Raw genomic sequence first — 14,285 nt, 5'->3', positions numbered from 1 at the left:
TGCGATGCGACCTCCCCCGCAGGCGGGGGAGGTGCAGAGGCCGCGAAGATCGGAGCACGCCATCATCACACCCGCCCCAGCGCGAAGCCGCGCGCGATGTAGTTGCGGACGAACCAGATGACCAGCGCGCCGGGGATGATGGTGAGCACGCCGGCGGCCGCCAGCAGGCCCCAGTCCATGCCCGCCGCCGACACCGTACGAGTCATCACCGCAGAGATCGGCTTGGCGTCCACGGATGTCAGCGTGCGCGCGAGCAGGAGCTCGACCCAGGAGAACATGAAGCAGAAGAACGCCGCGACGCCGATGCCGCTCGCGATCAAGGGCACCAGGATCTTCACGAAGAAGCGCGGGAACGAATAGCCGTCGAGGAACGCGGTTTCGTCGATCTCGCGCGGCACCGACGACACGAAGCCCTCGAGGATCCACACCGCCAGCGGGATGTTGAAGATGCAATGCGCCAGCGCCACCGCCCAGGGCGTATCGAACAGGCCGATCGCCGAGTATAGGTTGAAGAACGGCAGCGCATAGACGGCGGCCGGCGCCATGCGGTTCGACAGCAGCCAGAAGAACAGATGCTTGTCGCCGAGGAAGCGGTAGCGCGAGAACGCGTAGGCCGCCGGCAGCGCCACCAGGATCGAGATCACGGTGTTGATGATGACGTATTTCAGCGAGTTGATGTAGCCGGAGTACCAGCTCTCGTCGGTGAAGATCCTGACGTAATTGGCCAGCGTCGGCTGGTGCGGCCAGAGCGTCATCGTCGTGACGATCTCGTTGTTGGTCTTGAAGCTCATGTTGACGAGCCAATAGATCGGCAACAGCAGGAAGACCAGGAACAGCGAGATGATGATACGGCGGCCCGGAATGGTGTTCATCACGCGCCCCCTTCCACCGGCCGGCGCTCGGCGCCGGCATTGGTCATGATGGTGTAGAACACCCAGCACACGATCAGGATGATCAGATTGTAGACCAGCGACAGCGCGGCCGCCTTGCCGAGGTCGAACTGTCCGAGCGCGATCTTGACGAGCTCGATCGAGATGAAGGTCGTCGAATTGCCCGGCCCGCCGCCGGTCACCACGAACGGCTCGGTGTAGATCATGAAGCTGTCCATGAAGCGCAGCAGCACGGCGATCAGCAGCACACGGTGCATCTTCGGCAACTGGATCGCGGTGAACACCGCCCAGCGTGACGCGCCGTCGATCTGCGCGGCCTGGTAATAGGCGTCGGGGATCGACTTCAGGCCGGCATAGCACAACAGCGCCACCAGGCTGGTCCAGTGCCAGACGTCCATGACGATGACGGTGAACCAGGCATCGGCCTCGTTCGAGACATAGTTGTAGTCGAACCCGACGGCGTTGAGCGTGTAGCCGAGCAGGCCGATGTCGGAGCGGCCGAAGATCTGCCAGATCGTGCCGACCACGTTCCACGGAATCAGCAGCGGCAGCGCCAGCACGACCAGGCAGAACGCAACCGTCCACCCCGCCCGCGGCATCGACAGCGCCACGACGATGCCGAGCGGCACCTCGATCGCCAGGATCGCGAGCGAGAAGATCAGATTGCGGCCGAGCGAGGCCAGGAAGCGGCCGCCGAGATCGGTGGAGGGATCGAGCAGCTCCTTGAACCAGCCGACGCCGTTCCAGAAGAACTGGTTGTTGCCGAAGGTGTCCTGCATCGAATAGTTCACCACCGTCATCAGCGGCAGGATCGCGGAGAACGCGACCAGCAGGAACACCGGCAGCACCAGGAACCAGGCCTTGTTGTTGATGGTCTTGTCCATCACTCAGGCTCCCTCGACCAGACGGCTGTCGGCATAGACGTGGACATAGGCCGGATTGAACTTCAGGCCGATCGCCGAGCCCGATGGCGAGAACCCGGCCGGCAGCCGCGCGGCGAACTTGGCGTCGCCGACGCGGACGCGCGCGAAGCGGATACGGCCGAGATCGTCGACCCGTTCGATGTTGGCATCGAGCAGTCCCGGCCCGGGCTGCGCAACGTCGACGAATTCCGGGCGGACACCGATTTCGATCTTGGCGCCCGCCGGCAGCGCATCGTAGCTCCGCTCCAGCGACAGCGTGTGACCGGCGATGCGCGCCTCGCGCCCCTTCACTTCGGCGGAGAGAATGTTCATGCCGGGCGAGCCGATGAAATAGCCGACGAAGGTATGCGCGGGCTTGTCGAACAACTCGGCCGGCGTGCCGCTCTGCACCACGCGGCCGTCATGCATGACGACCACGGTGTCGGCGAAGGTCAGCGCCTCGGTCTGGTCGTGGGTGACGTAGATCATCGTGAGATCGAGCTCGCGATGCAGCGCCTTGAGCTTGGAGCGGAGCTGCCATTTCAGCTCGGGATCGATCACCGTCAGCGGCTCGTCGAACAGCACGGCGGCGACGTCGGAGCGCACCAGGCCGCGGCCGAGCGAGATCTTCTGCTTGGCGTCGGCGGTCAGCCGCGTCGCCTTGCGATTGAGGTCCGGCGTGAGGTCCAGGAGACGCGCGATCTCCGCGACGCGCTTGTCGATCTCGGCCCTGGGCACGCCGCGGTTCTTCAGCGGGAAGGCGAGGTTCTCGCCGACGGTCATGGTGTCGTAGATGACCGGGAACTGGAACACCTGCGCGATGTTGCGCTCGCGGGTCGATGCCTGCGTGATGTCCTTGCCATCGAACAGGATCTTGCCACGCGACGGCGTCAGGATGCCGGAGATCAGGTTCAGCAGCGTGGTCTTGCCGCAGCCGGACGGGCCGAGCAGCGCATAGGCGCCGCCCTGCCGCCAGGTCATCGTCACCGGCTTCAGCGCGAAGCTTTCGATGTCGGCATCGTTGCCGTGATAGGACTGGGCGAGGTCGACGAGGTCAATGCGGGCCATGCGGCGTCTCCCTCAGATCGCCGGTGCCGCGACCAGGCGGTCGCCGGCGTCGAACACGAAGACGTTGGTGGGATCGAGCACGGCGTCGAGGACCTCGCCGGGCTCGTATTCATGGACGCCGTGCAGCACCGCCACCCAGTTCAGGCCATCGCGCGTCAGATGCACGAAGCTCTCCGAGCCCGTGATCTCGGTGACGGAGACCGTGGCCGGGAAGGCATGGCGCCCGTGGCTGCCGTCGCCCTTGGCCAGACCAAGCTGATGCGGCCGGAAGCCGACGCGATAGCTGCCGTCCGGCAGATCGGCATAGAGACCGGCCGCGGGAGCGGTGATGTCGCCGGCATAATGCACGCTATCCCCGCGCTTCTGAATGTCGACGGTGTTCATCGGCGGGTCCGAGAACACCTGGCCGACGCGCAGCGTGTCGGGACGGCGATAGACCGCCGCGGTGTCGCCGACCTGGAGCGCCTGGCCTTCCCACATGCAGACGGTGCGGCCGCCGAGCAGCAGCGCCTCCGACGGCTCCGTGGTGGCATAGACGAAGATCGCGCCGGACGCCTCGAAGATGCGCGGCAGCTCGGCGCGCAATTCCTCGCGCAGCTTGTAGTCGAGATTGGCCAGCGGCTCGTCGAGCAGCACGAGGTCGGCGCCCTTCACCAGCGCGCGCGCGATCGCCGTGCGCTGCTGCTGGCCGCCGGAGAGCTGCAGCGGCGTGCGCTTCAGATACGGCTCGAGCCGGAGCAGCCTGGCGGCTTCCGCCACGCGCTTCTCGATCTCCTCGCGCGGCTTGCCCTGCACGCGCAGCGGCGAGGCGATGTTCTCGTAGACGGTCAGCGAGGGGTAGTTGATGAATTGCTGATAGACCATCGCGACCGAGCGCTGCCGCACGTCGGCGCCGGTGACATCCTTGCCATCGACAAGCACCTTACCCCTGGTCGGCTTGTCGAGCCCTGCCAGCAGCCGCATGATCGAGGTCTTGCCGGACAGCGTGGGCCCGAGCAGCACGCTCAGCGTGCCGCGCTGCAGGGTCAGCGAGACGTCGCGAATCGTGGTGACGCCGTCGACGACTCGGGAGACGTGATCGAGCGTGACGCTCATGCGCGCGCCCCCGATTCACGCGCCGTCACGGCTGCGCGCTCGCGGTTTGCGTTGATCCACGCATCGAGCGCGGCGATCTCGGCCGCCGACATTCGCAATCCCAGCTTCGATCGCCGCCACACGATGTCCTCGGCCGTCAACGCCCATTCATTCGTCATCAGGAACCTGACTTCACGCTCCGTCAAGGTGCCACCGAAATCCTGGCCGAGATCGGCCGAAGATGTCGCACCCGCGAGCATGCTCTTGGCGCGCGTGCCATAGGCGTGCGCGATGCGCTTCGCATGCGGATCCGACAGGAACGGATGGGCCTTGCGGAGATCCGCGATCAGCGAGGCGACCGCGTCGACTGCCATGTCACCGCCGGGCAGCTTTGACTTGCCGGTCCACCCCTCCTCCGCCTTCGCGCCCTTCAGATAAGGACCAAGGCGTTCGAGCGCCTCTTCCGACAGGCGCCGATAGGTCGTGATCTTGCCGCCATAGATCGACAGCAGCGGCAGGCCGCCCGGCGTATCGAGCTCGAACACGTAGTCGCGCGTGGCGGCCTTGGCTTCGCTGGCGCCGTCGTCATACAGCGGGCGCACGCCGGAATAGCTCCACACCACATCGGCCGGCGTCACCGGCTTTGCGATGTATTCGCCGAGCGCCGCACAGAGATAGGCGATCTCCTCGTCGGTCGCCTTCACCTTGGCCGGGTCGCCCTGATAGTCGCGATCGGTGGTGCCGATCAGCGTGAAGTCCTGCTGATAGGGGATCGCGAAGATGATGCGGCCGTCGGCATTCTGGAAGATGTAGGCGCGGTCGTGATCGTACAGCTTGCGCACCACGATGTGCGAGCCCTGCACCAGCCGCACCTTCGCCTTGGCATTGACGCCGGCGCCGGTCGACAGCACCTGCTCGACCCAGGGGCCGGCGGCATTGACGAGCGCGCGCGCCTTGATGGTCTCGCGCTCGCCGGTCTGCGTGTTCTCCGTCGTGACCAGCCAGACCTGGCCGTCCTGCCGGATCTCGGTGGCGCGCGTGCGCGTGCGAATCTCGGCGCCACGGTCAGCGGCGTCACGCGCCGTCAGCACGACCAGGCGCGCATCGTCGACAAAGCAATCGGAATATTCGAAGCCGCTGTTGTAGCGTCCGGAGATCAGCGGACGGCCGACCTCGTCGCTGCGCAGGTTCACCGAGCGGGTCGGCGGCAACAGCTTGCGGCCGCCGAGATGATCGTACAGGAACAGGCCGAGGCGCAGCAGCCAGGCCGGGCGCAGGCCGGAATGGTGCGGCAAAACGAAACGCAGCGGACGGATGATGTGGGGCGCGATCTGCCACAGGATCTCGCGCTCGATCAGCGCCTCGCGCACCAGGCGAAACTCGTAATATTCGAGATAGCGCAGGCCGCCATGGACGAGCTTGGTCGACCAGGACGAGGTCCCGCTCGCCAGATCGTTCATTTCACACAGGAAAACGGAGTTTCCACGGCCGGCGGCATCGCGCGCGATACCGCAGCCATTCACGCCGCCTCCGATGATGGCGAGGTCGTAGATCCGCTCCAAAAGACGCATCCCCCGAGCAATCGCCTTCAATCGGCGATTTCACTTTCGGTTTCGATTTAAACACAAACGAAAGTGAAAGCAAATCGAAAATCGCACATTGGGCCGCGATTGGGCAAAACCTGCCCAAACCGGAGTCAAACAGCCTTGAGGGGTGGCGGGTGATCAGGCTCGGCGGAGCACGGAGGACGACGCGGTTTCGTTTGCCTCGGCGGTGTCCTCCGCCTCGTCGGCAGGCATGGCCGAGATCACCTCGATGCCCCTGCTGTGGCACAGGCTGGCCAAGCCGTCCGGCAGGGGACGGTCGGTGACGAAGGTCTGGATCTGGCTGAGATGGGCGATGCGCACCGGCGCGCTGCGGTGAAGCTTGGTGGAATCGGCCACCAGCATCACGCTGCGCGCATTGGCGATGATCGCCTGCGCGACCTGCACCTCGCGATAGTCGAAGTCGAGCAGTGCGCCCTCCTCGTCGATCGCGGATGCGCCGATGATCGCGTAGTCGACCTTGAACTGGCCGATCAGCTGCGTCGCGGTCGAGCCGACCACGCCGCCGTCCGAGCGCCGCACGCTGCCGCCGGCGACGATCACCTCGATGCGCGGATGCGGATAGAGCAGCATCGCGACGTTGAGGTTGTTGGTGATGACGAGCAGGTCCTGATGCGAGGTCAGCGCGCTCGCCACCTCCTCCGTCGTCGTGCCGATATTGATGAAGAGCGAGGAGCCGTTGGGGATCCGCGCCGCGGCGATCGCGCCGATCGCCTTCTTCTCGTCGGCAGCGACGAAGCGCCGCGCCTCATAGGCGAGATTCTCGACCCCCGAGGCGATGATCGCCCCGCCATGGATCCGGGTCAGCGCGCGCTGCTCACAGAGATCGTTGAGGTCCTTGCGAATCGTCTGCGCCGATACTTCGAACCGGCGCGACAGATCCTCGACCATGACGCGGCCGGAGGCACGGGCGATGTTGAGGATATCGGTCTGACGCTGGGAGAGCACGGCCATGGCAAGCTTTCGAAAGTGAGCTGCACCATGGTGATGCTGATCGAGTCAACGGTCAATCAGGGAGGCGGCGCGCGCAGTGCAGCAATCCCGTTGCCCGCATTCTGCAGGCCGCCACGTCGGCCAACGTGGGCAGCCTTAGCGCAGAGCTGTTGGCGCAGAGCTGTTGGCGCGCTCAGGCGGCCGCACTCAGCTCGCCCGCGGCGATGCGCATGGCCGCACGTTCCGCTTCACGGGCGTTGCGGAAGATCTGGCCCTCGAGCGCATTGAAGCGGTGCGACGCCGCGAAGAAACGGAAGCCGCCGCGATCGCGAATCACGATCCCCGCCGCCTGAGAGCTGACCTCGATGATGTAGGTGTCGGACATTGCGAATCCCGTGGTTCATTCCGGGGCGTATAACCGGACTCCATGACGTTTGTTCCGGTCAGGGAGCAGCCGGGCATTCCGATGTGATGAACCGATTCCGACAGCAAATTGTGTGGATGTTATGTTGGCTGCAACGCACGCGACGACGCCGTACGACCGCGAGCTTCGCTCGGCGAATCAGCGCGTGCCATCCGGGACGAGCGTGGCTTCGCTCAGCGACGCCTTGGCTCCGTGCAGACGGTCATAATGCTGACCGAGCAGTTGGAAGATGGTGCGGAGATCTCGCAGCATCTCCACATAGTGGTCGCGAAACATGCCGAGCTGCACTTCGTAAATGCCGATTCGCTCCTCGGCATGATGCAGCCGCTGCTGGAGCTTCCGCAGAACTTCAGTCGTCAGCTTCTCATCGACGTTGGACATCACCCACTCCCGGCGTTCGATCCCTCGTTGGACCAGCTATTCCCCCCGGGAGACAGCTCCCTTCCTCGGCTCCTGGCGGCGGCCAGGAGATGATCGACCGTGTACCCCCAACGGTCGGCGCGACACTAACTACTATAATACCGTCGACGCAACAAGAATTGCGCGACCTGGTTGTGGATGAAGTCCCGCAAGCCGCGGGCATCAACATTCCGACACACATCGAAGTGTGTCCGCCACGGCAAGTGCTTGCGACGAGCGAACGCCGTCACGGAAGCCGGGTTCCGTGGCCGTGAGCCAGTTATGTTACCAGAGCGTTAATGATGATTCGGCGGCAGAGCGGCCGCCGCGTCACGCGGGCAGCACGCCGGGATCACGCTTGATCGGCTGCGGACGGCCGTCATCGTCGATCGAGACGTAGGTGAAGTTGCCGTCGGTGACGAGGATCGGCTGCTCCTCCTTCCGGCGCAGCACCCAGGCTTCGAGCCGCACCGCCATCGACGTGCGGCCGATGCGCACGAGATGCGCATAGACCGAGACGAGGTCGCCGACATAGACCGCCTTGCGGAAGTTCATCGCCTCGATCGCGACCGTCACCGTGCGCGACTTCGCGACCTTGGCGGCGAACACGCCGCCGCCGACGTCCATCTGGCTGAGCAGCCAGCCGCCGAAGATGTCGCCGTTGGCGTTGGTGTCGGCCGGCATCGCAAGCGTGCGGATGCAGAGATCGCCGCGCGGCTCGGTCGGCGCCGACGATGCGGCAGTGGCGGTCGCTTCGGTCACGTCAGTCGGTCTCCAGTGGCGGCGTGCGATGGTGAAGAAAGGCGATCAGTCCGGCCTGATCATCTCGAACATGTCTTCCGCCTTGATCTCGAAATAGTCGCCGCGGCGGCCGGCGCGCACGATCGGATGCGCCAGCGCGGTCTGGTAGACGCCGTCCTTGATCAGCGCCTTGTCGATATGCACCGCGACGACCTCGCCGAGCGTCAGCCAGGCCTGGGCCTTCTTGCCGTCGGCTCCCTGCAGCTGGATGATCTGCGTGACCTTGCACTCGAACGCAACCGGGCTCTCCCCGACACGCGGGACGTTGACGAACTTGCTCGGCACCGGCGTGACGCCGGCGAGCGCGAACTCGTCGACCTCGCGGGCGACGTGGGCGGCGGAGGCATTCATGTGCTTGGCGAGATCCCGCGTCACCAGGTTCCAGACAAATTCGCCGGTGTCCTGGATGTTGGCGACGGAATCCTTCCACTGCGTGGAAGAGAAGCCGATGATCGGCGGCGTGTAGTTGAAGGCGTTGAAGAAGCTGTACGGGGCAAGGTTGGCATTGCCCTTGCCGTCCCGCGAGGAGATCCAGCCGATCGGGCGCGGCGCGATGATGGCGTTGAAGGGGTCGTGCTTGAGGCCGTGGCCGTTCTTCGGCTCGTAGAAGTGCAAGTCGCGTTCGGTCACGCCGTGGTCCCTTCCGTCATGTGCTCCTGACGTCATTGCGAGGAGCGCAAGCGACGAAGCAATCCAGGGCTGCGCATACGGCCCTGGATTGCTTCGCTCGCAATGACGGAGAACTTAGCTTGCAGCGCCGCTGGAACCAAGCCCCACCAGGACGAAATCGATCATCTCGTCGACCGTGGGACCCGGCTTGGTCGCGCATTGCGCGATCATCTGGGGATGGAAGAACCGCATCATCGCCGTCGTGGCGCATTTGGCCGCCAGCGGCAGGTCGGTGACGGCGAATTCGCCCGAAGCGGCACCCTGCCCGATCACGCGGCCGATGATCTCGGTGATCAGCATCATGTGCGCCTCGCACACCTCCCAGCTCTCCTCCATCGCCACCGCGACCATCTCGTGCAGCTTGCTGTCGCCGACATAGCGCTCGGTGTTCATGCGATGGATGGTGCCTAGCAGCTCGCGCAGCCGCGGAGCCGCCGGTCCGGCGCGCTCGGCAATCGCGATCGCGGCCGCCTCGACCTGGCCCATCAGTTCGCGGGCGACGCCCTGGTGGATCGCCTTCTTCGAATCGAAGAACCGGTACACGTTCGCCGGGCTCATGCGGAGCTCCTTGGCGATGTCGGCGACGGTCGTCTTCTGGTAGCCGATCTGTCGAAACAGGCGCTCGGCAACAACCAGGATGCGTTCGCGCGTATCGGGTTCGATGTGTTCGGAAACCAGCGTCATCATGCCTGCGATCTTGTTGATCCCTTATTCGGCCGCCTCGGCGAGCGGGAGCGCGGGAGCCGGCCCGTCAACGTGCTGCGCTGCAGAATGATCCTGCGCAGCTGCCCCGCGCTCATCCAGGCTCTTGCGGAACCATAGGGCATACAGGCCCGGCAAGTACAGCAGCGTCAGGAAAGTTGCAACGAACAAACCACCCATGATGGTGATCGCCATCGGCCCCCAGAACGCCGAGCGCGACAACGGGATCATGGCCAGGATCGCCGCCAGCGCCGTCAGCACCACGGGGCGGGCCCGCCGCACCGTGGCCTCGATGATCGCCTCGCGCCGGGTCAGGCCGGAGGCGACGTCGTGCTCGATCTGGTCGACCAGGATCACGGTGTTGCGCATGATCATGCCGGCGAGCGCGATCAGGCCGAGCAGCGCGACGAAGCCGAACGGCGCGTTGGCGACGTTGAGGCCGAGCGATGCGCCGATGATGCCGAGCGGCGCGGTCAGGAACACCAGGAACAGCCGCGAGAAGCTCTGCAACTGGATCATCAGCAGGGTCAGCATCACGATCGCCATCAGCGGGAAGAGCGCGAAGATCGACGCATTGCCCTTGGCCGATTCCTCGATCGCGCCGCCCATCTCGATGCGGTAGGCCGGATCGAGCTTGGCCCTGATGTCGGCGAGCTTCGGCCAGATCTGATTGGTGACGTCGGGCGCCTGCACGCCGTCGGCGACGTCGGCGCGCACGGTGATCGCCATGTCGCGGTTGCGCCGCCACAGGATCGGCTCCTCATGCGCATACTCGATCTTGGCGATCTGCTGCAGCGGCACGGCGACGCCGTTGCGCGAGGTGATGGTGAGGTCGCCGACGCCGGCGAGGTCGAGCCGCTCGGACGGCACTGCGCGGGCGATGACCCCGACCTTCTCGATGCCGTCGCGGATCGTCGTCACCTGCACGCCGGAGATCAGCATCGCGAGCGACTGCGAGACGTCCTGCGGGGTCAGGCCGAGCGCGCGGGCGCGATCCTGGTCGACGACGAGCTTCAGGTACGGCGACTGCTCGTTCCAGTCGAGCTGCGGATCCCTGACATTCGGATTCTGCCGGACGACGTTGCGCACCTCGCGCGCGATCTCGCGCACCTTGGCGGTGTCCGGGCCGATGACGCGGAACTGCACGGGGAAGCCGACCGGCGGACCGAAATTGAAGCGATCGACGCGGACCCGCGCTTCGTTGAGGTCGCCATTGGCCGCGGCCGTCTCGATCTTCGCCTTGATGCGCTCGCGCGCGGCGACGTCCTTGGCGACGATGACGATCTCGGCGAAGGCCTCGTTCGGCAGCTGCGGCGACAGGCCGAGCCAGAACCGCGGCGAGCCCTGGCCGACATAAGCCGTGAAGGTCTCGATGTCCTTGTCGTCCTTCAACAGCGCCTCGGCCTTGCGCGCGGCCTTCTCGGTGACGTTGAAGGCGGTCCCCTCCGGCAGGCGCAATTGCAGGAACAGCTCGGGCCGCTCCGACAGCGGGAAGAACTGCTGCTGCACGTGGCCAAAGGCGACGATGGAGGCGGCGAAGACGCCGACGGTCGCGGCGACCGTGGTGATGCGGTGCGTGACGCACCAGCGCACCACGGCGCGCAGGCCGCGATACATGCGCGTGTTGTAGACGGCGTGCTCGTCATGGCCATGATGCGCCTTCATGTCCGGCAGCAGCTTGACGCCGATATAGGGCGTGAAGATCACGGCGACGAACCATGACGCCACCAGCGCGATCGCGACGATCCAGAAGATGCTGCCGGTGTATTCGCCGACCGCCGAATTGGCGAAGCCGATCGGCAGGAAGCCCGCAGCGGTGACCAGCGTGCCCGTGAGCATCGGAAAGGCCGTGGATTCCCAGGCGTAGGATGCCGCGCGGACGCGGTCCCAGCCCTGCTCCATCTTCACCACCATCATCTCGACCGCGATGATCGCGTCATCGACCAGCAGGCCGAGCGCGATGATCAGCGCGCCGAGCGAGATGCGATGCAGGTCGAGGCCCATCGCGCTCATCGCGATGAAGACGATGCCGAGCACCAGCGGCACCGACAGCGCCACGACGATGCCGGTCCGCCAGCCGAGCGCCAGGAACGAGACGAACAGCACGATGATCAGCGCCTCGACGAAGGAGTGCACGAACTCGCCGACGGCGCGCTCGACCACCTTGGGCTGATCGGCGATCTGGGTGAGCTCGATGCCCTGCGGCACGGCCTTCATGAAATCGTCGGAGGCGGCGTGAACGTCCTTGCCGAGCTCGAGAATGTTGGCGCCCTTGGCGGTGACGACGCCGATGCCGAGCGCCGGCTTGCCCTCCTGATGCACCTTGTAGCTCGGCGGATCGACGAAGCCGTGGGTGACGGTGGCGATATCGCCGAGCCGGAACACGCGGCCGTTGCTCTCGACCGGCGTCTCGGCCACCGCCTTGGCGCCGTCGAGCGCGCCGGTGACGCGCAGCGGCACGCGCTGCGACGTGGTCTCGACCGTGCCGGCCGGCGTCACATTGTTCTGCTTGGCCAGCGAGTCGAACAGCGCCTGCGGGGTGATGCCGAGGGTCGCCAGCTTGGCATGGCTGAACTCGACATAGATGCGCTCATCCTGGGTGCCGTAGAGATTGACCTTGGTGACGCCGTTGACCTTGAGCAGCCGCTGGCGCAGTCCTTCGGCGACCTTCTTCAGCTGCGCATAGTCGGCGCCGTCGCCGGTCATCATGAACAGGATGGAATCGACGTCGGAGAATTCGTCGTTGACGAACGGCCCGAGCACGCCCGAGGGCAGCGAGGTCTGCGCATCCGCGAGCTTCTTGCGCAGCAGATAGAACAGATACGGCACGTCCTTCGGCGGCGTCGAATCGCGGAAGGTGACCTGCATCGCGGTGAAGGCCGGCTTGGAATAGGTCTGCACCTTCTCGAAGTAAGGCAGCTCCTGCAGCTTCTTTTCCAGGGGATCGGCGACCTGGCTCTGCATTTCCTGCGAAGTGGCGCCGGGCCACATCACCGAGACGTTGACGACCTTCACCGTGAAGAACGGATCCTCGGCGCGCCCGAGCCGCTCATAGGAGATGAAGCCGAACAGGCCGAGCGCGACGATCAGGAACAGCACCAGCGGCGGATGATTGACCGCCCAGGCCGACAGATTGAACCGCTTCATGGCACGCTCCCCGATGATCCGAAGTCGTTAGTTCAGGCCGACAGTCTCAGTGACCGTCATTGCGAGCGAAGCGATGCAATCCGGAGTCGCACGCGTAGCCCTGGATTGCTTCGTCGCTGCCGCTCCTCGCAATGACGACCGGGTTTGGTCTCGTCATTCCGGGGCGCTCGCATCAGCGAGCGAACCCGGAATCTCGAGGTTCCGGGTTCGATGCTGCGCATCGCCCCGGAACGACGATCGTCAGAACGTCAGCGCCGAGACCACGCGCACCTTCTGCGCGGGGTCGATCTTCTGCACGCCGAGCGCGACGACCTTCTCGCCCTCGTCGACGCCGGAGGTGATCAGCACGTCCTTGCTGTCGTAAGCCTTCACCTTGACCGGCTTGAGCATCACCTCGCCCTTGTCGTTGACGACGTAGAGCGAGGGATCACGGCCGTCGTTGAACAGCGCCGACAGCGGCAGCCGCGCGACGCGCGTGGTCGCCGGATCGGACAGCGTGAGCGTCGCGGTCATGCCGAGCGAGACGCTGTCGTTTGCATCCGGCAGCGAGAATTTTGCGAGGTAGGTGCGCGTCGCGGGATCGGCGGCCGGCGCGATCTCGCGCAGCCGCGCCGTGTAGGTCTTGCCGGACTCCGACCACAGCGACACCGTCGCCTTGCCGTTCTTGGCGCGGTCGAGCAGGGTCTCGGGGATCGCGACCACGGCTTCCTTCTCGGCAAACCGCGCGACGCGGATGGCAGCCTGGCCGGCGGCGACGACGACGCCCGGTTCGATCATCGAGGCGGTGACGACACCGCGGGCATCTGCGACCAGCGTCGCGTAGGACAGCGAGTTGCGTGTCAGTTCGACCGAGCGCTCGGCGCGATTGAGCCGCGCACGGGCTTCATCCGCGGACGCCTTGGCCTGGTCCATCTGCGCATCCGTGGTCCAGCCCTTGGCGCGCAGCTCTTTCGCCCTGGTCTCGGCCGCGGAGGCCTGCGCCAGCACGCCGGTGGCGGCGCGGAATTCAGCCTCCGCCTGCTCGGCCTGCAGCTTCAGATCGACCTCGTCGAGGGTCGCGAGCGGCTGGCCGATGTCGACGGTCTGGCCGACCTCGACCAGCCGCTTGGCGACCTTGCCGGCGACGCGAAAGCCGATGTCGGCCTCGATGCGCGGACGGATGGTGCCAACGAAGCTGCGCTCCGGCGTCTCGGCCTCGTAATGGACGGAAGCGACCAGAACCGGCCGGACCGGCTCGGCCTTCTGGGCGACGGTTTCATTGCACCCAGCCAGGGCCGCCGCCATGGTGGCCAGCGCAAGGCCAGTCAACAGCTTGGAATAGCTCGCGAAAATCAGGCGGATCAACATCGGACACCCCTCGCTGCGAATGCGAGGGAGTGTCGAATGTCGAGTGATGATTGTCAATAATCGTCAGAGATCATGACTTCGTGAATATTAAGACATCTTGCCGCAGGTGCTCAGGAGAAGGGGCAGATCTCGATCTGCGGGAGTGTCCATCACCTCACGGCGTCATTCCAGGGCGACCGCGCCAGCGGTCGAACCCGGAATCTCGAGCTTGGTTTGCACCACAGCGACTCATCTCGGGATTCCGGGTTCGGTCGCTGTCGCGACCGCCCCGGAATGACGGCGCCTGGTCCCAACGCACGGTGTCCGCAGTGCGGATCACCGCAAC

Annotated in this window: 13 protein-coding genes; all 13 read right to left on the bottom strand. The window is 65.4% G+C overall.

What is annotated here, in order from left to right:
- Nucleotides 1-65 precede the first annotated feature (65 nt).
- The gene (locus tag ACQR0Z_RS13470; RefSeq protein WP_315721400.1) at nucleotides 66-872 is read right to left on the bottom strand and encodes a carbohydrate ABC transporter permease; all 807 of its coding nucleotides are present in this window, start codon (nucleotides 870-872) and stop codon (nucleotides 66-68) included.
- A complete protein-coding gene (locus tag ACQR0Z_RS13465) occupies nucleotides 872-1,774 on the bottom strand; it encodes a carbohydrate ABC transporter permease (protein WP_434836420.1) in 903 nt (300 codons plus the stop codon). The genes ACQR0Z_RS13470 and ACQR0Z_RS13465 overlap by 1 nt, the downstream gene beginning before the upstream one ends.
- A gap of 3 nt (nucleotides 1,775-1,777) precedes the next feature.
- Nucleotides 1,778-2,860, bottom strand: a complete 1,083-nt coding sequence (locus ACQR0Z_RS13460) for an ABC transporter ATP-binding protein (protein ID WP_434857133.1) — start codon at nucleotides 2,858-2,860, stop codon at nucleotides 1,778-1,780.
- Nucleotides 2,861-2,872: 12 nt separating this feature from the next.
- A complete protein-coding gene (locus ACQR0Z_RS13455) occupies nucleotides 2,873-3,955 on the bottom strand; it encodes an ABC transporter ATP-binding protein (protein WP_434857134.1) in 1,083 nt (360 codons plus the stop codon).
- Nucleotides 3,952-5,505 carry a glycerol-3-phosphate dehydrogenase gene (glpD, locus tag ACQR0Z_RS13450; protein WP_434918935.1) on the bottom strand — a complete coding sequence of 518 codons (1,554 nt, stop codon included), beginning with the start codon at nucleotides 5,503-5,505 and terminating at the stop codon, nucleotides 3,952-3,954. Before glpD ends, ACQR0Z_RS13455 begins: the two co-directional genes overlap by 4 nt.
- 153 nt (nucleotides 5,506-5,658) lie before the next feature.
- Nucleotides 5,659-6,492 (bottom strand): DeoR/GlpR family DNA-binding transcription regulator, encoded by an 834-nt coding sequence (locus ACQR0Z_RS13445; RefSeq protein ID WP_434876994.1) that lies wholly within the window; start codon nucleotides 6,490-6,492, stop codon nucleotides 5,659-5,661.
- Between the two features lie 172 nt (nucleotides 6,493-6,664).
- Nucleotides 6,665-6,856: a hypothetical protein gene (locus ACQR0Z_RS13440; RefSeq protein ID WP_434857137.1), complete on the bottom strand. Its 192-nt coding sequence runs from the start codon at nucleotides 6,854-6,856 to the stop codon at nucleotides 6,665-6,667.
- Nucleotides 6,857-7,033: 177 nt separating this feature from the next.
- Nucleotides 7,034-7,276 (bottom strand): hypothetical protein, encoded by a 243-nt coding sequence (locus tag ACQR0Z_RS13435; protein ID WP_434918934.1) that lies wholly within the window; start codon nucleotides 7,274-7,276, stop codon nucleotides 7,034-7,036.
- Between the two features lie 348 nt (nucleotides 7,277-7,624).
- Nucleotides 7,625-8,056, bottom strand: coding sequence for an acyl-CoA thioesterase (locus ACQR0Z_RS13430; RefSeq protein WP_434918933.1), 432 nt, complete (start codon nucleotides 8,054-8,056; stop codon nucleotides 7,625-7,627).
- A gap of 45 nt (nucleotides 8,057-8,101) precedes the next feature.
- Complete coding sequence (locus tag ACQR0Z_RS13425) at nucleotides 8,102-8,725, bottom strand: flavin reductase family protein (RefSeq protein WP_434857140.1); 624 nt, start codon at nucleotides 8,723-8,725, stop codon at nucleotides 8,102-8,104.
- A 114-nt stretch (nucleotides 8,726-8,839) separates the two neighbouring features.
- The gene (locus ACQR0Z_RS13420) at nucleotides 8,840-9,451 is read right to left on the bottom strand and encodes a TetR/AcrR family transcriptional regulator (protein ID WP_434857141.1); all 612 of its coding nucleotides are present in this window, start codon (nucleotides 9,449-9,451) and stop codon (nucleotides 8,840-8,842) included.
- Between the two features lie 21 nt (nucleotides 9,452-9,472).
- Nucleotides 9,473-12,613 (bottom strand): efflux RND transporter permease subunit, encoded by a 3,141-nt coding sequence (locus ACQR0Z_RS13415; RefSeq protein ID WP_434857142.1) that lies wholly within the window; start codon nucleotides 12,611-12,613, stop codon nucleotides 9,473-9,475.
- A 240-nt stretch (nucleotides 12,614-12,853) separates the two neighbouring features.
- Nucleotides 12,854-13,960: an efflux RND transporter periplasmic adaptor subunit gene (locus tag ACQR0Z_RS13410; protein ID WP_434857143.1), complete on the bottom strand. Its 1,107-nt coding sequence runs from the start codon at nucleotides 13,958-13,960 to the stop codon at nucleotides 12,854-12,856.
- Between the last annotated feature and the right edge of the window lie 325 nt (nucleotides 13,961-14,285).

Origin of the sequence: Bradyrhizobium sp. HKCCYLS3077 (genome assembly GCF_051167555.1) — a bacterium.
GTDB lineage: Bacteria > Pseudomonadota > Alphaproteobacteria > Rhizobiales > Xanthobacteraceae > Bradyrhizobium.
This window is presented reverse-complemented; position numbering and strand designations above follow the sequence as displayed.